General features: G+C 46.6%; 24 protein-coding genes and 1 pseudogene. 24 read left to right on the top strand and 1 reads right to left on the bottom strand.

Translation table 11 applies throughout. The features are described 5' to 3' along the window. Nucleotides 1-43: 43 nt before the first annotated feature. On the bottom strand, nucleotides 44-691 hold the full coding sequence (locus tag U9J37_RS09575; protein ID WP_043887020.1) for a LuxR C-terminal-related transcriptional regulator: 648 nt from the start codon (nucleotides 689-691) through the stop codon (nucleotides 44-46). Between the two features lie 275 nt (nucleotides 692-966). Here U9J37_RS09575 and U9J37_RS09570 point away from each other — a divergent pair, with 275 nt between their 5' ends. From U9J37_RS09570 to rng, 24 genes and pseudogenes are all read left to right on the top strand, one after another. After that, the gene (locus U9J37_RS09570; RefSeq protein WP_038140437.1) at nucleotides 967-1,500 is read left to right on the top strand and encodes a single-stranded DNA-binding protein; all 534 of its coding nucleotides are present in this window, start codon (nucleotides 967-969) and stop codon (nucleotides 1,498-1,500) included. A gap of 156 nt (nucleotides 1,501-1,656) precedes the next feature. Then, on the top strand, nucleotides 1,657-3,654 hold the full coding sequence (gene csrD, locus U9J37_RS09565) for an RNase E specificity factor CsrD (protein WP_038140435.1): 1,998 nt from the start codon (nucleotides 1,657-1,659) through the stop codon (nucleotides 3,652-3,654). Nucleotides 3,655-3,667: 13 nt separating this feature from the next. Then, on the top strand, nucleotides 3,668-5,107 hold the full coding sequence (locus U9J37_RS09560) for an MSHA biogenesis protein MshI (RefSeq protein ID WP_043887018.1): 1,440 nt from the start codon (nucleotides 3,668-3,670) through the stop codon (nucleotides 5,105-5,107). After that, complete coding sequence (gene gspM / locus U9J37_RS09555; RefSeq protein ID WP_005472780.1) at nucleotides 5,104-5,754, top strand: type II secretion system protein M; 651 nt, start codon at nucleotides 5,104-5,106, stop codon at nucleotides 5,752-5,754. Before U9J37_RS09560 ends, gspM begins: the two co-directional genes overlap by 4 nt. Then, a complete protein-coding gene (locus U9J37_RS09550) occupies nucleotides 5,747-6,070 on the top strand; it encodes a hypothetical protein (protein ID WP_043887017.1) in 324 nt (107 codons plus the stop codon). The genes gspM and U9J37_RS09550 overlap by 8 nt, the downstream gene beginning before the upstream one ends. A 15-nt stretch (nucleotides 6,071-6,085) precedes the next feature. Next, a complete protein-coding gene (gene mshL / locus U9J37_RS09545) occupies nucleotides 6,086-7,720 on the top strand; it encodes a pilus (MSHA type) biogenesis protein MshL (protein ID WP_043887016.1) in 1,635 nt (544 codons plus the stop codon). A 3-nt stretch (nucleotides 7,721-7,723) separates the two neighbouring features. Continuing rightward, nucleotides 7,724-8,564, top strand: a pseudogene (locus tag U9J37_RS09540) (ExeA family protein). Then, nucleotides 8,564-9,253, top strand: a complete 690-nt coding sequence (locus tag U9J37_RS09535; protein ID WP_005472697.1) for a tetratricopeptide repeat protein — start codon at nucleotides 8,564-8,566, stop codon at nucleotides 9,251-9,253. The pseudogene U9J37_RS09540 and the gene U9J37_RS09535 overlap by 1 nt, the downstream one beginning before the upstream one ends. Before the next feature lie 20 nt (nucleotides 9,254-9,273). Then, nucleotides 9,274-9,636, top strand: a complete 363-nt coding sequence (locus tag U9J37_RS09530; RefSeq protein ID WP_322413805.1) for a hypothetical protein — start codon at nucleotides 9,274-9,276, stop codon at nucleotides 9,634-9,636. Next, nucleotides 9,636-11,360 (top strand): MSHA fimbrial ATPase MshE, encoded by a 1,725-nt coding sequence (locus tag U9J37_RS09525; protein WP_005472771.1) that lies wholly within the window; start codon nucleotides 9,636-9,638, stop codon nucleotides 11,358-11,360. Before U9J37_RS09530 ends, U9J37_RS09525 begins: the two co-directional genes overlap by 1 nt. A gap of 8 nt (nucleotides 11,361-11,368) precedes the next feature. After that, on the top strand, nucleotides 11,369-12,589 hold the full coding sequence (locus U9J37_RS09520; protein ID WP_005472745.1) for a type II secretion system F family protein: 1,221 nt from the start codon (nucleotides 11,369-11,371) through the stop codon (nucleotides 12,587-12,589). Between the two features lie 73 nt (nucleotides 12,590-12,662). Further along, on the top strand, nucleotides 12,663-13,052 hold the full coding sequence (locus U9J37_RS09515; RefSeq protein ID WP_223300415.1) for an MSHA biogenesis protein MshF: 390 nt from the start codon (nucleotides 12,663-12,665) through the stop codon (nucleotides 13,050-13,052). A 75-nt stretch (nucleotides 13,053-13,127) separates the two neighbouring features. After that, nucleotides 13,128-13,703: a prepilin-type N-terminal cleavage/methylation domain-containing protein gene (locus U9J37_RS09510; protein ID WP_005472721.1), complete on the top strand. Its 576-nt coding sequence runs from the start codon at nucleotides 13,128-13,130 to the stop codon at nucleotides 13,701-13,703. A gap of 32 nt (nucleotides 13,704-13,735) precedes the next feature. Next, entirely contained in the window at nucleotides 13,736-14,212 is a 477-nt protein-coding gene (locus tag U9J37_RS09505; protein ID WP_005472688.1) for a type II secretion system protein, read from the top strand. Between the two features lie 135 nt (nucleotides 14,213-14,347). Next, nucleotides 14,348-14,821 carry a prepilin-type N-terminal cleavage/methylation domain-containing protein gene (locus U9J37_RS09500; protein WP_005472735.1) on the top strand — a complete coding sequence of 158 codons (474 nt, stop codon included), beginning with the start codon at nucleotides 14,348-14,350 and terminating at the stop codon, nucleotides 14,819-14,821. After that, nucleotides 14,818-15,378, top strand: coding sequence for a type IV pilus modification PilV family protein (locus U9J37_RS09495; RefSeq protein WP_005472765.1), 561 nt, complete (start codon nucleotides 14,818-14,820; stop codon nucleotides 15,376-15,378). Before U9J37_RS09500 ends, U9J37_RS09495 begins: the two co-directional genes overlap by 4 nt. Next, nucleotides 15,378-16,103, top strand: coding sequence for a PulJ/GspJ family protein (locus U9J37_RS09490; protein ID WP_043887013.1), 726 nt, complete (start codon nucleotides 15,378-15,380; stop codon nucleotides 16,101-16,103). Before U9J37_RS09495 ends, U9J37_RS09490 begins: the two co-directional genes overlap by 1 nt. Then, nucleotides 16,093-16,530, top strand: a complete 438-nt coding sequence (locus U9J37_RS09485) for a hypothetical protein (RefSeq protein ID WP_043887012.1) — start codon at nucleotides 16,093-16,095, stop codon at nucleotides 16,528-16,530. Before U9J37_RS09490 ends, U9J37_RS09485 begins: the two co-directional genes overlap by 11 nt. Then, nucleotides 16,527-20,348: a DUF6701 domain-containing protein gene (locus tag U9J37_RS09480; RefSeq protein WP_005472670.1), complete on the top strand. Its 3,822-nt coding sequence runs from the start codon at nucleotides 16,527-16,529 to the stop codon at nucleotides 20,346-20,348. The genes U9J37_RS09485 and U9J37_RS09480 overlap by 4 nt, the downstream gene beginning before the upstream one ends. A gap of 152 nt (nucleotides 20,349-20,500) precedes the next feature. Next, the gene (locus U9J37_RS09475; RefSeq protein WP_004747218.1) at nucleotides 20,501-21,544 is read left to right on the top strand and encodes a rod shape-determining protein; all 1,044 of its coding nucleotides are present in this window, start codon (nucleotides 20,501-20,503) and stop codon (nucleotides 21,542-21,544) included. 52 nt (nucleotides 21,545-21,596) lie between these two features. Further along, nucleotides 21,597-22,484, top strand: coding sequence for a rod shape-determining protein MreC (gene mreC / locus U9J37_RS09470; RefSeq protein WP_005472635.1), 888 nt, complete (start codon nucleotides 21,597-21,599; stop codon nucleotides 22,482-22,484). Then, nucleotides 22,474-22,962 carry a rod shape-determining protein MreD gene (mreD, locus tag U9J37_RS09465; RefSeq protein WP_005472647.1) on the top strand — a complete coding sequence of 163 codons (489 nt, stop codon included), beginning with the start codon at nucleotides 22,474-22,476 and terminating at the stop codon, nucleotides 22,960-22,962. The genes mreC and mreD overlap by 11 nt, the downstream gene beginning before the upstream one ends. Nucleotides 22,963-22,964: 2 nt before the next feature. After that, a complete protein-coding gene (locus U9J37_RS09460) occupies nucleotides 22,965-23,525 on the top strand; it encodes a Maf family protein (RefSeq protein WP_005472703.1) in 561 nt (186 codons plus the stop codon). 19 nt (nucleotides 23,526-23,544) lie between these two features. Further along, complete coding sequence (gene rng, locus U9J37_RS09455; RefSeq protein ID WP_005472701.1) at nucleotides 23,545-25,014, top strand: ribonuclease G; 1,470 nt, start codon at nucleotides 23,545-23,547, stop codon at nucleotides 25,012-25,014. Nucleotides 25,015-25,019 lie beyond the last annotated feature (5 nt).

The raw sequence follows: 25,019 nt of genomic DNA, 5'->3' as shown, positions 1-25,019 counted from the left end.
ATCCATTCGCCCAAAGTAATGAAATTTTACGTGCGTAGTAAAATTAAGACAACAGGTGTTGCCTTGCCCAAGCGGCAGCTTGTACTCGATTTTTTACGCACAACTTTTTGAATATCTGATAGAGATGGGATTTAACGGTGAACTCACTGATAAATTGGTCTTCTGCTATTTGGCTATTGGAAGCACCTGTCATTAAACTTCTTAAGATGTGGATTTCGCGAGTGGTGAGATCAACGGTAACTGGTGCTGACTGAGTTTCTACCATGTTGCGATAGTGAAATAACAGTTGTGCGGCGACCTTGCGAGGTAACCAGTTCTGTCCGTTGATAATTTCGCTACAGCCTTTACTGATGACTTCTACGGAGTCGGTTTCATAAAACAACCCCTTTAGATGACCAAAATTGAGGATTTCATCTGTGGTTAAGCGACATTGAACATTAATGACGATGTTTTCAAAGGTTTTGTTCGCCAGTGGAAGATCGCGTATCTGATTATTCAGGCGAGAGTAGTCATGGTGGTCGATCATCAAAATGCGATGTTTGCTCGTTTGGAGCGCGAGCATAAGATCTTGCGGTTCGATATAGGGGATATTGATCTCTAACGCTTGTTCTATCTTTTGAACTATCGGATGAGTAACCTTCTTATCTTCACACAAGAAATGAATGGTACGCATATAACTATTCTTCATAATAAAACCTTTTTGATTTTCATCGATGGAATGAGCTTGAAGGATTTTTTCGATCAGAGCGAATCAAGGTTGAATCATTGCGTTTAGTTTCAAGCGGATAAGTAATTAACTTATCGCTCACCCAAAATAATCTTTGATTTTTCTCGAAAAATTAGCGGCTCATTGGATTGCGATGAAGATTGATCAGGCATTACGTAGACAGGCTTTTGTCCCAAAAGCAAAGCGTGTTATGCTATTGGGCTATTCAAATATACCTAAATTTTTAGACGGAGCGAAACATGGCCAGCCGTGGAGTAAACAAAGTTATTTTAGTCGGTAATCTGGGTTCAGATCCGGAAGTTCGTTACATGCCAAGTGGTGGTGCTGTCGCTAATATCACCATCGCAACGTCTGAAACATGGCGAGATAAAGCGACAGGCGAGCAGCGTGAAAAAACAGAGTGGCACCGTGTGGCACTGTTTGGCAAGCTTGCGGAAGTGGCTGGTGAGTACCTACGTAAAGGCTCACAAGTGTATGTTGAAGGTCAATTGCAGACGCGCAAGTGGCAAGATCAAAGCGGTCAAGACCGTTACACTACCGAGGTCGTAGTACAAGGCTACAATGGCGTTATGCAAATGCTAGGTGGCCGTGCTCAAGGCGGTGCTCCAGGCCAAGGCATGGGTCAACCTCAACAGCAAGGTTGGGGACAGCCGCAGCAACCTGCAGCTCAGCAGAGTCAACCGCAACAGCAATACTCTCAGCCACAACAGCAGCAAGCTCAGCCTCAATACAATGAGCCGCCGATGGATTTTGACGACGACATCCCATTCTAAGAGTCCTGAACTGAAAAAAAGCCGCGAAAATCGCGGCTTTTTTATATAGTTAGAGTAATCAATTGCCCTAACGTTATAGCGTGGAATTGCCCAATGCCCGCTTGTAGCTCAGCACCATCTTTATTGAAGCTGCATTAGAAAAGGAATTCTATTTCTATGAGGTATACCCCTACCTTAAAACTGAGTACCCGCTTGGTCGCTTTTGTCACTATGATCGTGATTATTGCCATGTTCATTCTCTTTTTGGGAGGAACATTGTCGTTTAAGCGCCTTGGTCAAGAATACTTAGATCATTCTCTCAAGGGGATCGTCAACGTAGTAGATAAGGAGATGGAAGATCCGGATGCTGCGTATTCACTGCAACGCTGGATGCCGAAGATGCTGCAGGCGTCGAACATTGTCGAAATGGAGCTAGCATCGACGTACGGTACTATTTATCGCTTCAAAGATACGTCATCGAAAGTGGACCCTGCACTGCTTTACCAAGTTGAATATCAACTCGAACGCAACGATGGGTATCAAATTCGGTTTAAAGCGGTCCCTCCTTATATTGGCTACGGCTATTCGATGCAGGCACTATGGTCCATCACGTTAGCGGTGGTACTCATTATCTTCTGTTTGATGCAAGGGGTGAAATGGCTGAAAGAACAGCTGAGCGGATCTGAGATGCTGGAAGAGCGAGGCAGAATGATCCTCGCGGGAAGGGTTGAAGAGTATGCGCAAGGCGATCCTAAAGAGTGGCCTTTTACCGCCAGTGAAGCGCTTGATCGATTGATTGAAGAGCTAAGAGACGCTCGTCAAGAACGCAGTCGCTTTGATACCTTCATTCGTTCGCAAACTTTTCTAGATAAGCTGACTGGTACCGCAAACCGTGTTTTATTCGACAGCAAGCTCGAAGCAGCGCTTTCAGAAAGTGGCTCTCATGGCGGTGTGCTTCTTATTCGTATTGATGATTGGGAGCAACTCAAAGAAGAGTACGGGAAAACCGTCGCCAATGATTTTTTAATTGAGGTCGGAGATAGTCTGACCACAGTCATCCAGCGTTACCCTGATGTCATCTTATCTCGCTATTACAATTCTGATTTCGCTATTTTTGCACCGAGTTTATCGAGCAAAGAAGTCTCTGCGATTGCTGCAAGCTGTATTAAGCAGTTAGCCCGTCTTACGCCTCCCGACGTACTGGATCCAGAAAACTGGGTTCACATTGGGGTCAGTCTCTATCGGGAGGGCGAAAGTCAAGGTCGAATTATTGATGAATCAGAAACGGCACTTAAGAGTGCTCAGTTGCAGCGCTCTAACACATGGAGTCGCTTCCACAAGCATGTCAGTCCAGAGGAAGAGCGAGGTAGCGTTCGTTGGCGCACGCTTTTCGATCAAGTGTTGAAGCCTGACAAGTTGCACGTCTTTTCGCAGCCGTGTTTCCAGTTAGATGAGCAGCAAGATAACCAACTAGAGCACTGTGAACTGTTTGCCCGAATCAACGATCCAGAGAAGGGAGTAATCAAAGCATCCCGTTTTAATTCAGCAATTGAATCAGTTGGTTACGAAATAATCTTAGACAAAGCAGTATTGAGAACTATCCTGCGTTATTTGAAAGTTTCTAAGGATTCAATGTGTTACTCTATAAATTTGCATGTCGTCCCTTTTGCCGACCGAGCCTACTTTAAATGGTTTCGTGATGAGCTATTGCAGTTGTCTACTGAGCAGCGAAAACAGCTGATTTTTGAGTTTGCTGAAGCGCGTTTAGTGAAGCATCTCGATTATATGAGACCTGTCGCTAAAATGATTTCTGGTCTAGGTTGTAAAGTAGCGGTTGGTCAAGCTGGGCGCTCCATTGTTAGCACTTACTACTTAAAAGAGTTACCGATTAGCTACTTGAAGTTGCATCGAAGTTTAGTGAAACAGATCGATCAGCGTCATGAAAACCAGTTGTTCATTCGTAGTTTACTTGGGGCTTGTGCGGGTTTAAACACCAAACTGATTGCCGTCGGGGTCGACAGTAAGCAAGAGCACAAAACAGTGCTTCAGCTTGGTGTTCATGGGGTTCAGGGGCGATATTTTGAATCAGAGAAACAACTGATTCCTCAACACATTCAGCATAAGCAAACCGCTGAGTTTAAGAAAGTACAAATTGGTCGACGAAAACGCTGGTGACAAATAACGACAAATGAAAATGCAATCCTTATTCGGTAAATTCAGGCAAACCGCTCACAAACAGACGCAACTTACGGTTGTTGTTTTACCCCATGCCTTGTTTTTTTCGCCGCTACCAAGCTGTAATCTACCCAGTCAAGTCAACTACGATGGTGTGTCTTGGCATGATGCCCTAGTTAAGGCACTCAAAGACGCTGACGTTTCTGATTTGTCGGTACAAGTCGTGCTGAGCGCAAACCTATATCAAACCTATCAAATTGATAAGCCCTCGATGCCGGAAGAAGAACTCTCTGCGGCATTGCCATTTCTTCTGAAAGATCTGATTTCTGAGCGCGTTAGCGACATCATCGCTGATTTTACCCCGTCACCAATCGGCAATAAGTTGCAAGTTTTTGTCGTCAATCGTCACTTGGTCGAGGCTCTTAACAGTGCTTTGGGGCAGTTTAATATCGAACTGACACGAATATTGGTCGAGGACGAAGTGTGGGCTCACTCTGCAGGGGAGCTAGCACAGTTTTTACTGCTTCATCGGAGCCACAAAGGGCAATTTAAAGTCAGTGCGTTTGTTGATGGCCTGTGTGCGTTCCAAAGAACGATTCGCGGAGTAGCTTCTCCATTGACTGGGGTTGCGAGTAGCGCGTTGCAGCTAGACAGCTTGGCGTTGGAGCTCCAACGCTCAGTCGACTATCTCTCTTCCCAATTGCGTTCGGCGTCATTACACCAGATGAAAGTGTGCTGTGACGAAGAAGATCAAGCCACGGTCGCCACTGAGCTTTCTGAACGTTTGAGCGTCAAAGCCTCGCCACTCGTTGAGGGAGAAGAGCCGTCCGGGCTTATCTTGCTCAAGAGTGTTGCTGCGGTTGGTGACAAATCAGTTAACTTATTCCCAGACCACTTAAAACCAAAGAAAGAACACTTTACGTTAAAAAACGTTGCTTTAGGGTGGGGGATAACATCTCTGTTATTGGGCGGAGCCTATTGTGTGCTTGTCACCCAAAAGAGTGGTTTGAGTAGTGAGCTATCCGCTCTGAAATCTCAGGAATCTGAGTTTCGCCTTCAAGTGGATACATTAACCCAGCGCTTGGCTAAGCACCAACCAACGCCCGCTAAAGTGGCAGCGGTAGCAAGATTAGAACAGGAAATAGAATCCAAGCGTCAATCTTTGCAAGCCGTTAGTGAATATGACGATGCCCAGCAGATGGGCTATTCGGGCGTTATGCGTTCGTTGGCTCAACTTGGGCGAAACGACATCTCACTAAACTCAATTACGATTGATAGTACGGGTTTAGATTTGCAAGGTTACGCAAGGGAGCCACAAGTCATCCCGAATTGGATCAACCAGTTTAAAACAGAGCTCAACTTAGTAGGGCGAACGTTTGAAAAGTTACAGATTGGTCGAAATGATCAAGACATTGTGATCTTTGAGTTGAAAACACGAGGAGATAAGCAATGAAACACTATTGGTCGCAAGCTAGCGATAAATTTGCTCAGCTCTCTGCTCGAGAAAAGTGGTTGATCACATTGTGTGGGTTTGTCGCAATTATATTGGGGCTTTTTACGCTCTTGGTGGAACCGGCTTATTTAGCTAAGAAACAGCTTGAGCAACAAATCTCGACCACAAAGCTCAATAGCCAACGTTTGGAAGCGGATGTGCTTTTGATGACGGCCAAGCTCTCTAAAGATCCTGATCAAGAGATCAATATGCGCTATAAGCAGCTAGTGACAGAAAGTCAGCTACTTTCAGAACAGCTATCGAACATCATCGAGAATTTGATTTCTCCTAGTGAAATGGCAAATCTTTTAGAAAGCGTTCTCAGAGAGTCTAAGAAACTCAAGTTAGTTTCTCTGGTTTCACAGCGCGCAGAGCCGATAGTGAGCCGCGTGAATGACAATCACGGTTCGGGCTACTATCTACATCCCGTTCGCATTGAGCTGACAGGCAGCTATTTTGACATTGTTCAATACTTAGAGTCACTTGAGTCAATGCCAGTCAAATACTATTGGCGTACTTTTAGCTATAAAGTCGAAGAGTACCCAAGTGCGCGTTTGATCCTAGAGGTCTACACCCTTGGCACGAGAGAGGAGTTTATCGGTGGTTAGATTTTTTGCCTTTCTGCTGCTTGTAAATACTTCACTGGCTTGGGCGCAGCAGGACCCGACGGCACCTTTAAATTGGCAGAAGCCAAAAGTCGCTCAACCGGCAAAAAAGCCAGTCAGTTATCGACTGCCAAAACTGCAAAGTATTGTCTGCGTTGCCGACGTGCCTTGCAAAGCAATATTGAATGGAGAAGTAGTCATGGCGGGGGAGCGTGTCAGTGGCTACTACGTAAATAACATTGAATCGGAAAGAGTCGTGCTGTCTCGCAAAGGCAAGCAATGGACGTTAGAACTCTTTTCTTTGGATATAAAACAGTAAGGTATTGGGAATTATATGCGTAGACTCGCCGTAGCCGTGATGATTGCGTCGATGATGGGATGCTCCATGGGGCACAGAGATCCCATAGAGGCGAAAGAAACATTGAATGAAGCAATCAATGAAGCGAATAGTCGTAGCTTAGCGCAATTACCTGCGTCTGTTGAAGCAGACCTGATGCCTGAGCTTTCTTCTGACAGTGCCACTTCATTCGACACCGTAAAGCGCTTTCGTATTCAGGCGAATGCTGTGTCAGCGAAAGCTTTTTTCACCAGTTTAGTTAAAGGAACTGAGTTTAGTGCAGCAATCCACCCAGACGTGACTGGGACGATTACAGTTAACTTGACGGACGTTTCTTTGGATGAGGTGCTTAACGTCGTCAGAGATATGTACGGCTATGATGTTGTGAAAACAGGCAATGTTATTCAAGTCTACCCAGCCGGCCTGCGCACCGTCACAATCCCAGTTGACTATCTACAGTTCAAACGTTCAGGTCGCTCATTAACCTCTATCTCTACCGGTACCATTACCAATACCGACAGCGGCTCTTCTGACTCTTCTGATAGCTCAAGCTCTTCACGCTCAACGAGCTCTGCGAAAGGCGGCACAGAGATTGAGACCATCAGTGAAAGTGATTTTTGGCCTCAATTACAACTGGCAGTGACACAGTTGATCGGTGGTGGTGAGGGGCAGAGTGTGGTTGTAACGCCTCAAGCTAGCGTGATTACAGTAAGAGCTTACCCAGATGAAATCCGCGAAGTGCGAGAGTTTTTAGGCGTGTCACAGCAGAGAATGCAGCGCCAAGTGATCCTCGAAGCCAAGATTTTAGAAGTTACCTTGAGTGATGGCTATCAACAAGGGATCAATTGGTCTAAGGCATTCAGCTCTAATGGTACCAACTACACCATTGGTCAGGGCTCGATCGTGAAAGACACCAGCGGCAGCATTATTCCCGCAGTGCTTCCGGGGTTAGATGCAATCGGAACCTTGCTTGGTGGGCAATCAAACTTGGTGATCTCAAGCGGCAGTTTCGATGCCGTATTGAGCTTTATGGCAACCCAGGGTGACTTGAATGTCCTTTCTAGCCCGCGAGTGACGGCGTCAAATAACCAAAAAGCGGTCATCAAAGTGGGTACTGATGAATACTTCGTTACCGATCTCTCTAGTGTCGTGGGTAACGGTGACAACTCAGAGCCTTCTCCTGAGGTGGAGTTGACGCCTTTCTTCTCAGGTATTTCTCTTGATGTGACGCCACAAATCGATGACCAAGGCAACGTGCTGTTGCATGTCCACCCCGCAGTTATCGATGTTAATGAACAAGTGAAAGAGATTGGTTTTGGCGATTCGCGCATTACTTTGCCGTTAGCGCGAAGCTCTATTCGCGAGTCTGACTCGGTGATTCGAGCACAAGATGGAGACGTGGTCGTGATAGGGGGCTTAATGAAGTCCAACACTGTTGATCAAGTGTCGAAAGTGCCTGTGTTGGGTGATGTGCCAGTCTTGGGGCATTTATTCCGAAATACGTCGAAGCTGACGCAAAAAACCGAATTAGTCATCCTACTCAAGCCTACCGTCGTTGGTGTGAATACGTGGCAGAAGGAATTAGAGCGATCTCGAGATTTGCTTCAAGAGTGGTTTCCTGACGAGCAATAACGGATGTATTTGGACTATTTTGGCTTCGAACAATTACCGTTTGGGCTAACCCCTTCGACTGAGCTCTTTCTCGGCTTAGGGCCACACTATGAAGCGATTCATACTGTCCATTCCGCTTTGGAGCTTGGAGAGGGGCTGGTGAAGGTGATTGGGGAAGTGGGCACTGGTAAAACGATGGTGTGCCGCATGATGGTCAAGTATCTGCCTGATCACGTTCAGTTGGTTTACTTGCCCAACCCCGCACTCAATGGCGATGAACTGCGGGTTGCGGTCGCTGCCGAGTTAGGTATTGAAGAGCACGCCACCAATACATTGGTCGAGTTGATTCAACGCCGTTTGATTGAGCTGGCAAGAGAAGGAAAACAAGTGGTGGTGTTTGTCGACGAAGCGCAAGCTCTGCCTGATGATGCCCTTGAAGTGCTTCGTCTTTTTGGCAACTTGGAAACAGAAGATAGGAAACTGCTTCACATTGTCCTCATAGGTCAGCCAGAGCTAGAGGCAAGGCTGCAGCAGCATCATTTACGCCAGCTTCGTCAAAGAATTACCTTCAGCGCCTATATTCGCACGCTGAATCTCAATGAAGTGGTGGCGTACATTGATAATCGGCTGGAAAAGTCGGGCGGTAGTCGACAATTGTTCAGCAGTGAGCAGAAAAAAGCCATCTGGCGCGCAAGCCGTGGAATTCCTCGGCTAATCAATCAAATTGGTCACAAAGCACTGGTTGTAGCGAGCAGCCGTGATGAAAAAGGTCTGCAACGAACATCTTTATGACGCAATCCACGATACGTACGACAGCAGAAAACCAAAATTTAAACGTCCCATATTTTGGGGGTGGAGAGAATAATGAGTGCAATCAACCAAGCATTGTCTGAATTAGCTCGTAAGAAAGGGGGAAAGCTTTCTGAGATTGAGCAGATTCGCGTGTCACCCGTAAAGCAACGCTCCGTTGTGCCTTGGGTTGTTGGAACGTTTGCGATCAGTTTAGGTGTCGGTGGATGGGCGATCTCCTATCAACAACCTTCTCAGATAGAGCAAGTAGCACCTGAACTGTCCTCGGTTTTTAATGAGTCTGCAGCAACTAACAACCATGTGCCCTCTCCAACGGCGAAAGCGACCACTCAAGGTGGAACTATATATCGCTCCGAAGTGAAAAGTCTCCCTTCTGCGCTGTCAGAGGCTGACCAAACTTTATCCCTTGTTACGAGAAATCAACCTGTCATTGCACTTGCTCAAGTTGAGTCATCTTCTCAGCCAAAAGTGGCGGGTAATAAATCCGAGCAGGTAAGCTCAAAAGCCAACTCAGGTGACATAGTGATTCAGCAGGTCGAGCTAACGGCAGAGCAGCTTTCTAATAATGCTCAAAAAAGGGCGCAGAAAGCCCTAGATAGCAATAACCTAGATGAAGCATTAGCAAATTACAGTGAGGCACTGAAATACACACCGTATGACACAAAGGTTCGCCAAACCCTGTCAGCTCTCTATTACGGCAAAGGTGATGTGCGTAGAGCGGGCGAGCTTTTACAAAAGGGATAAGCCTTGACAAAGAGAGTGTCGTGCTGCGACTCGCGCTAGCAAAACTGTTAATGAAAGAGAAGCAAAACGCAGCCGCTCTAACGGCTTTGTCGGCGCTACCTGAAGAGGCAAGTGTTGAGTATCTCTCTCTTCGTGGTGTGCTCGCGCAGCAGAACAATCAAAATGAGATGGCGTTATCGAGTTATCTAAAGCTAGTAGAGATTGAACCGGAAAGTGGTCGCTGGTGGTTAGGCTTGGCGATTCAGCAAGAGCGAGCACTTGAATTTGAGCAAGCGCAGCAGTCGTACAACAAAGCGCTGGCTGGATTTGGTTTGTCGGGACAGTCGCAGCAATTTATTCATGACCGTTTGGCTTTGATCAAGCAGTTAGGGGAGTCAAAATAGTGCAAATCAAACTTCGAAAACGTCTTGGTGATTTGCTGGTTGAAGAAGGCATTATCTCCGAACAGCAGGTAGAACAAGCACTGGCTGCGCAAAAGTCGACGGGCAGAAAGTTGGGCGCGGCTTTAATTGAGCTAGGGTTCCTCACCGAACATCAAATGCTGACTTTCCTCTCTCAACAGTTGGATATTCCTCTGATTGATTTGAGTCGAGCAAACGTCGATGTCGAGGCGGTCCAGTTACTGCCAGAAGTGCATGCACGTCGACTGCGCGCTTTGGTCATTGGTCGCCAGCAAGATACGTTACGTATTGCGATGAGTGACCCGGCAGACTTGTTTGCTCAAGAAGCCTTGTTGGGGCAACTGCCTCAATATGGTATTGAGTTTGTCATCGCACCTGAAAAGCAGCTCGTCGATGGGTTTGACCGCTATTATCGTCGGACGAAAGAGATCGCGTCCTTTGCTGAGCAACTTCAAGCGGAGCATCAGGTCACAGAAGCCTTTGATTTTAGTATTGAAGGTGAAGACAGCGATGAAGTTACCGTAGTCAAACTGATCAACTCTCTATTTGAAGATGCTATCCAGATCGGTGCATCCGATATTCATATCGAGCCAGACGCTGATGTATTGCGATTAAGGCAGCGGATTGATGGTGTGTTACACGAGACTTTGCTCAATGAGGTCAACATCGCACCAGCCCTTGTGCTGCGTTTGAAGCTGATGGCTAACCTCGATATTTCTGAGAAGCGTTTACCACAAGATGGTCGTTTTAATATCAAGGCGAAGGGTCAATCGGTTGATATTCGTATGTCCACGATGCCCGTCCAGTACGGCGAATCGGTGGTAATGCGTCTCCTAAATCAGTCGTCGGGCGTACGTAAATTGGATGACTCTGGTATTCCTTCCCATCTACTTGAGCGTCTTCGTCGTCAATTGAAACGTCCTCATGGCATGATTCTCGTCACTGGCCCTACTGGTTCCGGTAAAACCACGACACTTTACGGGGCGCTCAGTGAGCTTAATGTACCAGGGAAGAAAATCATTACCGCAGAAGACCCTGTTGAGTATCGCTTGCCTCGTATCAATCAGGTTCAAGTTAACCCTAAAATCGACCTCGACTTCTCTACGGTGTTAAGAACCTTTTTACGCCAAGACCCAGACATTATTTTGATTGGTGAGATGCGCGATCAAGAAACCGTCGAAATAGGACTGCGAGCCGCATTAACTGGTCACCTTGTATTGAGCACTCTGCACACCAATGACGCGGTCGATAGCGCGCTGAGGATGATGGATATGGGCGCGCCTGGTTATTTGGTTGCGAGTGCAGTGCGAGCGGTCGTGGCTCAGCGTCTGGTTCGTAAGATTTGTCCTGACTGCAAAACCGAAGAGCACGTTGATGAAGCAAGGAAGCAGTGGCTTGCGCAGCGATTCCCCAACCAAGTAGAGACATCATTCTCTCGTGGCCGCGGGTGCCAAAACTGCAACCTTACTGGTTATCGAGGCCGAGTTGGTGTTTTTGAAATGCTTGAATTGGAGCAAGATATGATGGATATGCTTCGTGCGAGTGATGCTGTGGGGTTTGCCCGCGTTGCTCGTGAATCTGCGTCATACAAGCCGTTACTCGCTTCTGCGATGGAGCTTGCGATAAGCGGAGTCGTCAGCCTCGATGAGGTAATGAGCCTAGGTGAAGGTGATTCATCAGGCGTAGAAAAAGCGATCTATATCTAGGTTCGGGCATGGCATTATTTCAGTATCAAGGTCGAAACTTAGATGGTTCTGCTGCTTCGGGACAAATCGAAGCGGCTAATCAAGAAGCGGCTGCAGAACAGTTGATGAACAAAGGCGTCATTCCGACCAAGTTGACGCTCGGAGGCGGTAAATCTGCGTTTGAGTTTGACCTCAAGCAGCTATTTACGCCCGCGGTTCCGCTTGAAGCCTTGGTTATTTTTTGTCGTCAGCTCTACAGTTTGACCAAAGCGGGCGTCCCCTTATTGCGTTCAATGAAAGGGCTAAGTTCCAATTGTTCAAACAAACAGCTTCAACACGCGCTTGAGGAAGTGACTCAGGAGCTCACAAATGGCCGCAGCCTAGCAGGTTCGATGCAGATGCACTCGAAAGTCTTCAGCCCGCTCTTTGTCTCGATGATCAACGTTGGTGAAAATACGGGTCGATTGGATCAGGCGCTGTTGCAGTTGGCTAATTACTATGAACAAGAGGTAGAAACGCGCAAACGAATCAAAACGGCGATGCGTTACCCAACATTTGTTATCAGCTTTATTGTTATCGCGTTGTTCATTTTGAACGTGAAAGTGATTCCCCAGTTCTCAACGATGTTCAGCCGCTTTGGGGTCGACCTTCCTCTGCCTACTCGGATTCTGATTACTATGTCAGATTTTTTCGTCAACTACTGGTTGGTCATGATCGCGGTGATAGTGGGCGTGTTGTTTGGCTTTAATGCTTGGGTCAAAACGGCCAATGGACGTGAAAAATGGGACAAGTTTCGCCTAAAAATGCCAATCGTTGGTCCCCTTGTTAATCGAGCTCAATTATCGCGGTTTTCTCGGACATTTGCACTGATGTTAAAAGCGGGTGTTCCGTTAAACCAATCGCTAGCACTGGCGGCTGAAGCGCTGGGGAATAAGTTTCTTGAAAACCGCTTGATTGAAATGAAATCTTCCATTGAAGCGGGTGGAACCATCTCCTCAACGGCAATAAACAGTGGCATCTTTACACCTCTTGTCATTCAAATGATTTCCGTCGGGGAAGAGACAGGGCGTATTGATGAGCTACTGTTAGAAGTAGCGGACTTTTATGACCGAGAGGTGGATTACGATCTTAAAACCCTAACGGCGCGAATTGAACCGATACTGCTACTTGTTGTTGCAGGCATGGTGTTGATTCTCGCACTGGGTATTTTCCTACCTATGTGGGGAATGTTGGATGCAATCAAAGGGTAACGCCATCCTGATGCTGAGGCGGATACGTTTCTCGGCTTGGTTACTCGTAGTTATGGTGTTAACCGCGAGCTTTATGTCAGCTTTTCAAAAAGTGGAAATTGAGGCTAATGACAGTGCGTTTTTAGTCGCTAGCAAGCGAATCATTGAAAGAGCAAGCTTTTATAAGCAGAAGTGGTTACTGCAACAGCAACCGAGTCATCTCGAAATTGACTCTGAGCTGTTAACTCTTTCGCAAAATGGTTGGGTGCTGCCTATCAACGAGGCGGGTGACATTGATTGCGATTATTGGCTGAAGGTACTCTATCCGGATAAGCAGATTTTGGAGAGTTTACCTATCAATATTCATAATCATTCTGACGGCTCTCATTATCGTTGTGATTATGATTACGGCATGAATCGACATGTTGTTATCGATCTGAACTATAAGCATTTTTCTGCTAAAATTGTTTTGGTCGCAGAGTGATTTTTTGCCCAAGAGCAATAGCGATATTGTGGCTTGGCAGTATAATAAACAGTACTGATACGTGGATTAATTTATATGTTTAGAAAACAGTCTGGCTTTTCGTTAGTCGAACTTGTGGTTGTGATTGTTGTGGTGGGCTTACTCGCGGTTGCTGCATTACCTCGGTTTTTGGATGTTACTGATGAAGCTAAAAAAGCGAGCATTGAAGGTGTAGCGGGCGGCTTTGCTACAGGTGTCCTGTCAGCACGAGCTCAGTGGGAAGCCTTGGCTCGTCCTTCAAGGACTGTCGGCACAGAAAAGTACAATACCGTCGATTATGATGGCGTTGATTTCTGGTTAACGCGCTCAAAAGACAGCAGCGGAGCGGATACAGGATTTCGCGACGGTTACCCTTTTGCTCTGAATGAGGATGATACGTCGTTCCCGACAAGCTTAACGGATCAGGCTTGTATTGATTTGATGGACAATCTTTTGCAAAACCCACCAAGTGTCGACACGGTGGCGAATGCAAAAACTAACTCAAACGTAAAATATTCAGCACAGGCTGACAATGGCGCCTCAACTTGCACTTATATTCAGCAAGAGGGAGGCACCGAGCATCAGTTCGTGTATGAAATAGAGACTGGTCGTGTGACCGTAACGCTGCAGTAGATCTGCGCTAACAACATAGAGAGACAGAAACTATGAAAAGACAAGGCGGTTTCACCCTGATTGAACTCGTGGTGGTAATTGTTATTTTGGGTATCTTGGCTGTAACTGCGGCACCGCGATTCCTTAACTTACAGTCAGATGCACGCGAGTCCTCGCTACAAGGTTTAAAAGGAGCGATGGCTGGCGCTGCTGGGATCGTTTATGGCCGAGCAGCTATTGATGGTGTAGAAACACAAGCGGCGGTAACTGCTGCATCCAGTGCGTCGGGGGTTGCTCTTGTGTTTGGTTACCCTGCTGCAACCACAGATGGTATTGGCAACGCGGTAGATGGACTAGGTGCAAATGATGGAGACTGGATTGCAGTCTCGGGCTCTGGTTCAACAGCGACACCACCTGTGATTCACTATAGCTTTTCCGGTAGCGCCAGTGATACGACATGCTTCGTTTCCTACGAAACTAACGCATCTGCGGGGGCTCCTACTATTACTGTGACTAACACTGGTTGTTAGTGATACTTAAGGCCAGCATTGCTGGCCTTTTCTTTTCTCATCTTCTAAATCGTTCTCAAAACTGCATAAATTTGCCTCTCACGCACGCAATCTCATTTATAATCAAAGCAGTAAATTTCATTACTTAGGGTTTCTATGAAACTTAGACGGGCACAAGGCTTTACCTTGGTTGAGTTAATTGTTGTCATCCTTTTGCTTGCGATTATCTCCGCTTATGCCGCGAGTCGCTTTTCTGGTCGAGCAAGCGTCGCTGCACAGGTGCTTCAGGAGCAAGTAATTTCTGTTGTCCGGCAAGTACAACTTAACCGTATGCAATCTAACGTTGAGCTAAGCTCCGCCACTGCGACAAATGATTTTACCCTGGTGGTGGAAAGTGACTGTGTTGGCTCGCAAGCAGCTTGTACTACTCGAGACGAAGCACGCAGTGACTGGGTTAGCTCAGACGTTGTTTCTTTTTCTACTTCGGTCTCTCCAATCGAATTTGACCTGTTGGGTAATCCTATTGGTGCTTCAATTGCAGGGACTGCAATTCGCGTTCGGTCAGCCAGCCAGAACTGTGTCGTCAATCTAAACTCTCAGGGTTATGTGTTCTCTGGAGGGTGCTCATGAGCTCGACTCGAGGCTTTACACTGATTGAAAGTGTCATTGTGATTGTGGTGATGGGATTAGCTATGGTGACTATTACCCAATTTCTAGTTCCACAAATTACGCGTTCAGCGAATCCACATTATCAAGCTCGCGCAGCGGCACTTGGGCAAAGCATTATGTCTACTGTGTTGGCGCGTGGCTTTGACCAGTATGGTGATTTCAGCGGTGCAGGTCTTCGTTGTGGTGAGGGGGCTGCTATAGGTACGGCCCACGAGTTTTGTTCTGAAGAGACTGATGTAAACCCCTCAATTAATCAGCTGGGGGATGATGGTGAAGGTATCGCAGAATATAATGATGTGGATGATTATATCGGTTGCTGGGAGCCCAATGGTGCCAATGGCTGCAAAGACCTCAATATCTTGCTTGGTGATGGACTAGGTAATACAACTTATGCCAATTTTCGTGTAGACATTGCGGTTAGTTACCAAGAGCTGGATTTGCTCAAGCGTGTTGAGTTGACGATTTCTGCACTAAACCAAGCCCCAATAGAACTCCATGCCTACAGAGGTAATTATTGATGCGAAGACATGGCTTCACTCTTATTGAGATGGTGTTGACGTTGATCGTCGGGAGTATCTTGGTATTAGGTATCGCAGGGTTTGTTGACTTGGGGGCTCGTGGGTACAGTGACACAATTGACCGTCAACGCATGCAGACTCAAGCGAAGTTTGTATTAGAAAAAATGAATCGTGAAATACGCCATGCTGTTCCCAACATGTTTAGTAATGATCTGGTTTTTTTGGGGGCTACAGACTGTATTTCATTCTTCCCTATTGTAACGTCTGGATTCTATGCAGTGTCAGGTGCAGACCTTCAATTTGTTGTCGGCAGTGAAGGGGTAACAACGACGGACATTGACTCGCTAAGGCTGGTGGTTAACCCAACACAATCACAGCCAACGAACAATGTGTTCCCGCTGAACTCAGTATCTAGTGCTAATGATGTTTTTACGTTAACTGGCGTTGCTAACGATCTTGTAAGTCAGTCTGTTTCCAATCGGCATTACATTTATGACCCGAGTGGTGAAGTGAGCTATTGCCTTATTAATCAACGGGTGCAACGTTTAGTTAACCGTGTCAACGTAGTTCCAATCTCTGATGGTGGAGTGAGAGGCAGCCTTAACTACATGCCCGCGACTGTTCAGCACAATGGGGTCGTGCATATTAATCTTAACTTTACCAATCAAGAAGGCGATGAGTCGACCAATTATCGCCAAGACATACAGGTGTTGAATGTGCCATAAAAATAACCAGAGAGGGAGCCTTTACATCGTTGTTGTTTTTGTGTTGGTTGTGATGGGTTTTCTCGCAACCAGCCTGAGTCGTATTGAGTGGTCAAACAGTGATACGCATACAAAAGATATCATTGGGCTGCAAGCTTCCCTTCTCGCGTTTTCAGCAAATGAACGCGTTCTCCGGGACATTTATCCGCCAAGAGGTGCTCTAACTGACTCGTTTGACGTGTCAAGTGCCTGTAACGCTGCGGATGGCACTGTGGTTATAGTTCCATCTAGGGTGAATTGTGCGGCTGTTGAAATCAGTTGTTCGGCACGTGGTGGGGTATTGGCCGATGGCCAACAAATGTATGTACTGTCATCTAGCGCAGAATGTGGGACCGGAATTAACCTGATGCAGCGTCGTCAGGAAGTGTGGCTAAGGGCTGAACCATGATCATTAGAATTATCCATTGGCTGTTAATTGGCTGCGCTCTCATGAGTTCAGCGGCTTTTGCTCAGTTTGAGTTTGGTGTGATAACTGGGCAAAACTGCCAGAGCAGTTCGTGCGAAATTAGATTTACCAAAAGCTACTCTGAGCCGCCCGTCGTTTTCCTCATGTCTTCAATCAAGCAAAATAACTTGGCAAACGACAATCCTGCTTTGGCTGTTGTCGAAAGTGTGACAACAACGCAAGCTCAAATACGGCAGGACAATGTTTTTAGTGGCACTAATTTGACGATGGACCCTATATATTACTTTGTTGCTGAACCGGGTGTATGGGCGCCAGACCCAAGCCAGCCGACTATGCGTGTTGAAGTTGGTAAGTTGAATGCTTCGCGCTATCAAAGACAGGGAAATAGAACTGGTGAAAGTTGGCACACTCGTACTTTTAGCACCAGTTTTAATGGTCAAACCCCGATCGTTTTCTCTCAAATACAACCGAATGCTGGAAGAACGTTCTGGGTAAATTCAACCGTCGATAATGTGAGTAGCACCAGTTTTCGTTACGCGCTTGAATTTGGTCGTCAGCCATTGCCGAATAGTAGTATAAGAACTCGGACATTTGGTTATTTAGCCGCGCCTCCATTTTCTGGTGTAACGGCTGAAGGTATTGATTTTTCTTTTGTTTTACCTAGTCGTCAATATAATCAAGGCAATGGAACCAATGGGTTGCGAGCATCATGTAATAACAATAGAGCCGATTTGCCCCGAAGCTATACCAATTATGGGATCGTTGCCAAGAAGCAGACCCGTAATGGGGGAGATGGCGGCTGGCTAAGAGCGTGTGATCTTTCTGCAGATGATCATTTCACTTTCACGTTAGAAGAGGATGCGACTAATCGCAGTCACCCCGTGTCAGAGTCGATCGGTTATTTTGTCTACGGTTCCCCAACGGTTGACTTATGTGAGTACTTTCCTAGCTCGGCACAGAACAATTACTATGTAAATGGGTTTCCAGCGTCAGGTCTTTTCTCTCTTAGTGGTAATAACAGCGAAGTCTATCTACCAGATCGATCTCCACTTTCGTTTACCTCAGTCTCATTATCAGGAAGAAACAGCGGCTGCATATATGATGGTAGTACTCTAGAGCGCTGTATTTTTGATGCGTCGGTGACATATCCAGACTTTCCTCCGACTTTGCCTCCATTTCAATCGGGAACGGCAACTATTAACTGTAATTCAAATAACTGCTCAGCCTCTCCTGGCACCTACCAATCGCTCCTAATCAATAACAATCGTCGTTTGACATTGTCTGCGGGGGTGTACTGGGTTGATACCTTAAACTTCGCTAATGGCGCAGATCTTGTTACTAATGGTCAAGTTTTCATACATTATCGTCGACTCAACGTGAATGGTAACTCCGTAGATCTCAACTGGACTGGAGATTACGAAGATCTTGTTCTGATTGGGCACGGAAGTATCTCGCAAATTCAGGCGGTGAGACAAAACTTAAGAATGAAGGCGTTGCTCTATATCGAGTCGGCGGATGGTTTTACTTACTCAGGAAATGATCTGAACTTTGAGGGATCAATCTCTTCTCAAACCGTCCGTACTAACAACAACAATATCCGTATGGATCTTAAGCCTCCACGGCAATGTTCAGCACCAACTAATGATTATCAGGTGTCGGTAACACCACCTACCGATATTGGTTTGATGTGTGGAACAGACTTTCCTCAGTTTTCGGTGACGACCACAAACAACGGTTCACCCATTTCCACAGAAGTTAATATTCAGCTGTATAGAACGTCGTTCGGTGATGCGTCGTTTCTTCAGGCTTCGGTCGAGGGGGGAGTTGGCAGTGGCTCAGGTAGTCAATTTACAACCAATGCGAATGGTCAGTTGAACCTTGCGATTTCCTCGACAGATCCATCAGCAACGTTACTGAATACTTCATATCGCTTGCGCGTGGAAATGGCATTAGATAGTACAAAGACGCAAACAACGACTTACAAGTTTGTTCCGTTTAAGTTTTCGATTGATGATGTAGATGCTGTCGCTGGAAAAGCACAAAGTGTTAGCAGTCAAGTATTGGCTTGTGACGAAAACAACAACCCAGTTGTCGCGCAGAGCTATACCGGTACTCCGACGGTCACACACGCGATAGTGACACCGGCTCTAGCGCAGGGGGGCATCAACGGGAATCTGACTTTTTCTCCGCAGTTTTCTGCTTCAGACAATGGTCGAACAACAGACGATCTAACGATTAATGAGTCTGGCGTTTTTACCGTCACCTTGACTGATGACCGTTTTGACTGCACGGGGTTGTCGGGGTGTCCGATTGAAGGCAACGCTGAATTAACAGGCCGTTTCACCCTAAATGTGCGACCTTGGAAAATTGCGTTGTGTGATATTCACCAAAGTAGCAATATTGGAAATACAAACCCCGCCACAACGACAGGAAGTCCCGGATTCTTGAATTCAGGGCTGGATTTTGATGTGACGTATCGTCCTGTGGTGTTTAGCGGCACCAGCAGTGATGAATGTGCATTGGCGATCACTCAGAACTATGCCAAAGACAGTGGCCCCCTGAATGTAGCTTATACTCTTCTTTATCCAAGCGGGGGACGTTTAGGTTCTCCCGCTCCTGCGACTGTTAGCGGTTTTGAACCGACATCTTCAACTAAAGAGGTTGTTCATAGTTGGGACGAAGTCGGCACCTTGCAGTTCGCTACGAGTGCGACATATTTGGGGATGGCTCTCGACCAAGATATGCAAGCGATAGGTCGTTTTTATCCTGCGCACTTTTCAATACAGTCGATTACGCAGCAATGGCGATACGCATCGGGACACAATGGCTTTGCTTACATGAGCCAACCGATAGGGCACGCTTTCACCGTCGAAGCTCAAAATGTCAGTGATAATCCAACTTCAAATTATGGTTTGTTCAGCGATGCTCTCATTTCAGATTTTACCTATCTTGCGCGACAGAATGATGGCACGTCTTTGAATGGACGAGTTATAGCGACTACCAATTGGAACGGTGGCGTGTGGGGGGAGCGATCATATTGGCAACTGGCAAAAAACGGTAGCGTCGATACAGCGAAGCTTGAATTGGAGTTCAATGACTTTAGTTTCGAAAAACAAACCATTACGCACTCTTCCGGTAACTACACCACACAGCCCGACGGGCCCTATACACCGTCCAACTCTGAATTTGGTTTAGAGATTAGTGATGCGGTTGATGGTGTTCAGTTTAAAGAGTCGCTTGGAGGTGTGAACACTTTTGTCAATGAAGTTGCCTTCCCTTTACAGCCTGTTTTTCGATATGGCCGAATGCACCTCACCGGTGGTGGCACGATTACCGGGCAATCAGGTTTAGCTATTCCACTGAGAATGGAGTATTGGGATCAGACGCGATTTATTATCAATGCCGATGATAACGGCAGCCAATTCGATTCCGATGACTTTTGCCGTCAAGTGATTTGGCGTAGCGATGGGGCTGCGATAAGTGGAGCTTCCCTGACGGGATCTGGGAGTGTGGGTACAGGTCTTTCTCGTGATTTAGCGGTAAACCACAATAACTCGACGGTTGACTTGAGGGAACAGGTTCGAGTTTGGTTGCGTGTTAACTCAACTCCACCAAGTGCTTTACCGGCTGAGGAAGTGATTCAATGTAATAGTGATGGCATTATCGACGATCAGAGCTGGTTACGTTTTAATTGGCGCAACAATGGTGATGAAGATCCCCCAGCGGTAATCACTTTTGGTATTTTCCGTGGCAATGATCGAGTGATCTTCCGTGGCGAGCCTGGGTTATTCGGACAGTAAATTTTGTCATTTATCTGCCTATCGTTAGGAATCTGTTAGAAATTGCGGGTTTCAGCCCATGTTTACGCTTCAATGCCTTGCTGTAGTGGCAAGGCATTGGTACATTTAGTGCAATTTTCTATCTTATAATTCTTTCAGGACGAGCGAAGAATATGTTCAAAAAACTTCGTGGCATATTTTCAAATGACCTATCTATCGATTTAGGTACTGCCAATACTCTTATCTACGTTAAAGGACAGGGCATTGTTCTTGACGAGCCTTCAGTGGTTGCCATCCGCCAAGACCGCAACCGTGCGGGTAAAAGCGTTGCTGCGGTAGGTCATGCAGCAAAACAAATGCTAGGCCGAACACCAGGTAACATTTCTGCTATCCGTCCAATGAAAGATGGCGTAATCGCTGACTTCTACGTGACAGAAAAAATGCTGCAGCATTTCATTAAACAGGTACACGATAACAGCGTGCTAAAACCAAGCCCACGCGTACTGGTGTGTGTGCCTTGTGGTTCGACTCAAGTTGAACGCCGTGCAATCCGTGAATCCGCACTCGGTGCGGGCGCGCGTGAAGTGTACTTGATTGATGAGCCAATGGCGGCTGCAATTGGTGCTGGCCTGCGCGTATCTGAACCAACAGGTTCAATGGTTGTCGATATCGGCGGCGGTACGACAGAGGTTGCGGTAATCTCACTAAACGGTGTGGTTTACTCGTCATCAGTTCGTATCGGTGGTGACCGTTTTGATGAAGCGATCATCAACTACGTTCGTCGTAACTACGGCAGCTTGATTGGTGAAGCGACAGCCGAGAAGATCAAACACGAAATCGGTTCTGCGTACCCTGGTGATGAAGTTGAAGAGATCGAAGTTCGTGGTCGCAACCTAGCAGAAGGTGTGCCACGTAGCTTTAGCCTGAACTCGAATGAAATTCTTGAAGCACTACAAGAGCCTTTAACCGGTATTGTCTCTGCGGTTATGGTTGCTCTAGAGCAATGTCCACCTGAACTTGCATCTGATATTTCAGAAAATGGTATGGTGTTGACTGGTGGTGGTGCACTACTAAAAGATCTAGACCGTTTACTGACTGAAGAAACCGGCATTCCAGTTGTGATTGCTGAAGATCCACTTACCTGTGTCGCTCGTGGTGGTGGTAAAGCTTTAGAAATGATCGACATGCATGGTGGCGATCTATTTAGCGAAGAATAATCGTAGTACCTAGTGACAAGCTAGGGTCATAGAAATAAGGAACTCATATTCAATGAAGCCTATTTTTGGCCGAGGACCTTCACTTCAATTACGTCTGTTTTTTGCCGTTGTTTTATCAGCCAGCCTTATGCTGGCTGATAGTCGTTTAGGTGCGTTTGCTCAAGTACGCTACTTTCTTAATAGCATGGTTGCGCCGATTCAGTATTTAGCTGATGTCCCTCGTGTGATGTTTGACGGCGTTTACGAGCGATTCAATGTTCGCCAAAACTTTGTAGAAAGTAATCTCACGCTAAAACGAGAAGTATTGCGCCTCAAAAATGATCTCCTTCTTCTTGATCAATATCGAGAAGAAAATCAACGTCTTAGAAAGCTGCTAGGTTCCTCTTTTGTTCGTGACGAACGCAAGGTGGTGACCGAAGTGATGGCCGTTGATACTTCCCCTTATCGCCATCAAGTCGTGATCGATAAAGGTCAGATTGATGGTGTTTACGTTGGCCAACCAGTGGCCAATGAAAAAGGTATTGTTGGACAAGTGACCTTTGTCTCTGCCCACAACAGCCGCGTGTTACTACTGACCGACAGTTTGAGCGCGATCCCTGTACAGGTGATCCGCAATGATATCCGAGTGATCGCTTCCGGTAGTGGCAATATGGAGCGTATTAACTTGGATCACATTCCGATCAGTTTGGATATTCAAGAAGGCGATCTGCTCCTGACCTCTGGTTTGGGAGGGGTGTACCCTGAAGGTTATCCCGTTGCCCATGTGGCTAATGTTGAGCGCGACAACGCTCGTGAGTTTGCCCTGATTGAAGCGGAGCCCGTGGTTGATTTTGAACGTTTACGTTACTTGCTTCTGATTTGGCCAAGTGATTTGCGTCAGGAAAAAATTCAACAGGCTGCGCCGGAAAACATGCAAGAGGTAGTCTCGGATGGCGAATAGTATCTTTAAAGGACGCTTGGTTATTCTCTGTTCGTTCCTGATTGCGCTGACCTTGCAAACTATCCCGTGGCCAGGAACGTTAGATCTGATTCGTCCATCTTGGTTATTGCTCGTGACTTGCTACTGGGTACTGGCGCTACCTCATCGAGTAAATGTCGGTAGCGCCTTGATTCTCGGATTGCTTTGGGATCTTTTGCTTGGTTCCACATTAGGCATTCGAGGTATGATGATGTCGGTCGTTATCTACCTAGTCGCATTGAATTTTTTGGTTATTCGAAACATGGCTTTGTGGCAGCAAGCGATCTTAATTGGTCTCTTTTCCATGCTGCTCGACGTGTTAATTTTCTTTGGTGAATACTTAATTCAAGATGTTACCTTCAATCCAGTGTCTTTATGGAGTGGCTTGATTAACTGCATTTTGTGGCCGTGGATGTTCTTACTGATGCGTCGTGTTCGCCGTCATTGGCATGTAAGGTAGCGATGAATAAATCACTTATTTTGGCGTCAGGTTCTCCGCGTCGCAAAGAACTATTAGGGCAACTGGGTTACCCCTTTACCATTGTGGTGACTAACGTCGAAGAGTCACAGCAAGAGAGTGAAACCGCGCAGCAATACGTTGCGCGACTTTCAAAAGACAAAGCGATGGCGGCATTAACGCTTCACCCTGATGCAGTGGTGCTGGGATCGGATACGATCGTTGTCTGCGACGAAAAAGTCTTGGAAAAGCCTCTAAACTTAGCAGATGCCAAACAGATGCTGATGATGCTGTCTGGCCGAGAGCATCAAGTGATGACCGCAGTCAGCGTCGTGAGTCAAGAACAACAAGAAACGGTCGTTGTATCGACCGACGTATGGTTCAAAACCCTGTCAGAGAACGAAATAGAACAATATTGGCAAACAGGTGAGCCGTGCGACAAAGCTGGCAGTTATGGAATTCAAGGAATTGGTGGGCGTTTTGTTACCCGTATCGAAGGCAGTTACCACGCTGTGGTAGGGCTTCCATTATTTGAAACTGACCAGCTACTGCAAAAATTTTTATAATTTACATTGAGGTGCGCTCATGAGTGCAGAGTTGCTGATCAACGTGACCCCGAGTGAGACTCGCGTGGCCATGATTGAAGGGGGAACCCTACAAGAAATCCATGTTGAACGTGAAGCCAAACGTGGCATTGTTGGAAACATTTACAAAGGTAAAGTGAGTCGGGTATTGCCCGGAATGCAAGCGGCGTTTGTCGATATTGGTCTAGAGAAAGCGGCGTTTTTGCACGCGTCCGATATTGTCCCGCACACCGAGTGCGTCGCGGAAAACGAAAAGCAGCAGTTTCAAGTCCGCGATATTTCTGAGCTTGTTCGCCAAGGGCAGGACATCGTTGTCCAAGTTGTCAAAGATCCGCTCGGCACCAAAGGCGCGCGTTTAACGACCGATATTACCCTACCTTCCCGCTATTTGGTGTTTATGCCGGGAGCCAGCCACGTCGGGGTATCACAGCGAATTGAAAGTGAAGATGAGCGTCATCGCTTAAAGAAGGTGGTGGGTCATTACTGCGATGAAAATGGCGGCTTTATCATTCGTACCGCGGCAGAAGGCGCGTTAGATAAAGAGCTCTCTCAAGATGCCGCTTTCTTAAAGCGCTTGTGGTCGAAAGTGATGGAGCGGAAAGCTAAGTATAAAAACCGCTCAACCTTGTACGGAGAGCTTGGTTTATCACAACGTATCTTGCGCGATTTCGTTGGTACCGAATTAACCAAAATTTTGGTCGATTCGCGCCAAGAGTTCGAGAATCTAAAAGAGTTCACCTCCGAATACGTTCCTGAGCTGACAGAAAAGCTGGAGCTGTACGAAGGGGATAAGCCTATCTTCGATATGTACGATACCGAAAATGAGATCCAGCGTTCTCTTGATCGCAAAGTGGAGCTCAAGTCGGGAGGCTATCTGATTATCGATCAGACCGAAGCGATGACCACGGTTGATATCAACACTGGGGCTTTTGTTGGCCGTCGTAATTTAGAAGAGACCATCTTTAACACTAATGTCGAAGCCACTCAGGCAATCGCTCGCCAACTACGTTTGCGCAACCTTGGCGGCATCATCATCATCGACTTTATTGATATGGCCTCAGATGAACACCGTAAGCGTGTACTTACTTCATTAGAAGCTGCATTAGATAAAGACCGCGTCAAAACCAATATTAACGGTTTTACTCAGCTTGGTCTCGTCGAGATGACGCGCAAGCGCACACGTGAAAGTATTGAACATATCCTTTGTTCTACGTGTCCAACTTGTGAAGGGCGTGGAAGCGTGAAGACGGTAGAGACGGTTTGCTACGAAATTCTACGTGAAATCACTCGAGTGAACCGAGCCTACGACGCAGATAAATTTGTTGTATACGCTTCCCCGGCTGTTGCGGATACTCTCCATGGCGAAGAGTCACATGCTCTTGCTGAGCTGGAAGTATTTATTGGTAAGCAAGTTAAGATTCAAGCTGAGCCTTTGTATATTCAAGAGCAGTTTGACGTCGTTATGATGTAAAGGTT

The sequence above is a fragment of the Vibrio sp. 16 genome (assembly GCF_963681195.1).
Taxonomy (GTDB): domain Bacteria; phylum Pseudomonadota; class Gammaproteobacteria; order Enterobacterales; family Vibrionaceae; genus Vibrio; species Vibrio sinaloensis_D.
Note: the sequence above shows the minus strand (reverse complement) of the source record. Positions and strands in the feature narration are given on the sequence as shown.

Excerpts from the sequence above, each read along its gene's own strand:
- U9J37_RS09570 (WP_038140437.1), top strand. The coding sequence starts at position 967 with ATGGCCAGCCGTGGAGTAAACAAAGTTATTTTAGTCGGTAATCTGGGT.
- csrD (WP_038140435.1), top strand. The coding sequence starts at position 1,657 with ATGAGGTATACCCCTACCTTAAAACTGAGTACCCGCTTGGTCGCTTTT.
- U9J37_RS09560 (WP_043887018.1), top strand. The coding sequence starts at position 3,668 with ATGAAAATGCAATCCTTATTCGGTAAATTCAGGCAAACCGCTCACAAA.
- gspM (WP_005472780.1), top strand. The coding sequence starts at position 5,104 with ATGAAACACTATTGGTCGCAAGCTAGCGATAAATTTGCTCAGCTCTCT.
- mshL (WP_043887016.1), top strand. The coding sequence starts at position 6,086 with ATGCGTAGACTCGCCGTAGCCGTGATGATTGCGTCGATGATGGGATGC.
- U9J37_RS09535 (WP_005472697.1), top strand. The coding sequence starts at position 8,564 with ATGAGTGCAATCAACCAAGCATTGTCTGAATTAGCTCGTAAGAAAGGG.
- U9J37_RS09520 (WP_005472745.1), top strand. The coding sequence starts at position 11,369 with ATGGCATTATTTCAGTATCAAGGTCGAAACTTAGATGGTTCTGCTGCT.
- U9J37_RS09515 (WP_223300415.1), top strand. The coding sequence starts at position 12,663 with ATGTCAGCTTTTCAAAAAGTGGAAATTGAGGCTAATGACAGTGCGTTT.
- U9J37_RS09510 (WP_005472721.1), top strand. The coding sequence starts at position 13,128 with ATGTTTAGAAAACAGTCTGGCTTTTCGTTAGTCGAACTTGTGGTTGTG.
- U9J37_RS09505 (WP_005472688.1), top strand. The coding sequence starts at position 13,736 with ATGAAAAGACAAGGCGGTTTCACCCTGATTGAACTCGTGGTGGTAATT.
- U9J37_RS09500 (WP_005472735.1), top strand. The coding sequence starts at position 14,348 with ATGAAACTTAGACGGGCACAAGGCTTTACCTTGGTTGAGTTAATTGTT.
- U9J37_RS09495 (WP_005472765.1), top strand. The coding sequence starts at position 14,818 with ATGAGCTCGACTCGAGGCTTTACACTGATTGAAAGTGTCATTGTGATT.
- U9J37_RS09490 (WP_043887013.1), top strand. The coding sequence starts at position 15,378 with ATGCGAAGACATGGCTTCACTCTTATTGAGATGGTGTTGACGTTGATC.
- U9J37_RS09485 (WP_043887012.1), top strand. The coding sequence starts at position 16,093 with ATGTGCCATAAAAATAACCAGAGAGGGAGCCTTTACATCGTTGTTGTT.
- U9J37_RS09480 (WP_005472670.1), top strand. The coding sequence starts at position 16,527 with ATGATCATTAGAATTATCCATTGGCTGTTAATTGGCTGCGCTCTCATG.
- U9J37_RS09475 (WP_004747218.1), top strand. The coding sequence starts at position 20,501 with ATGTTCAAAAAACTTCGTGGCATATTTTCAAATGACCTATCTATCGAT.
- mreC (WP_005472635.1), top strand. The coding sequence starts at position 21,597 with ATGAAGCCTATTTTTGGCCGAGGACCTTCACTTCAATTACGTCTGTTT.
- mreD (WP_005472647.1), top strand. The coding sequence starts at position 22,474 with ATGGCGAATAGTATCTTTAAAGGACGCTTGGTTATTCTCTGTTCGTTC.
- U9J37_RS09460 (WP_005472703.1), top strand. The coding sequence starts at position 22,965 with ATGAATAAATCACTTATTTTGGCGTCAGGTTCTCCGCGTCGCAAAGAA.
- rng (WP_005472701.1), top strand. The coding sequence starts at position 23,545 with ATGAGTGCAGAGTTGCTGATCAACGTGACCCCGAGTGAGACTCGCGTG.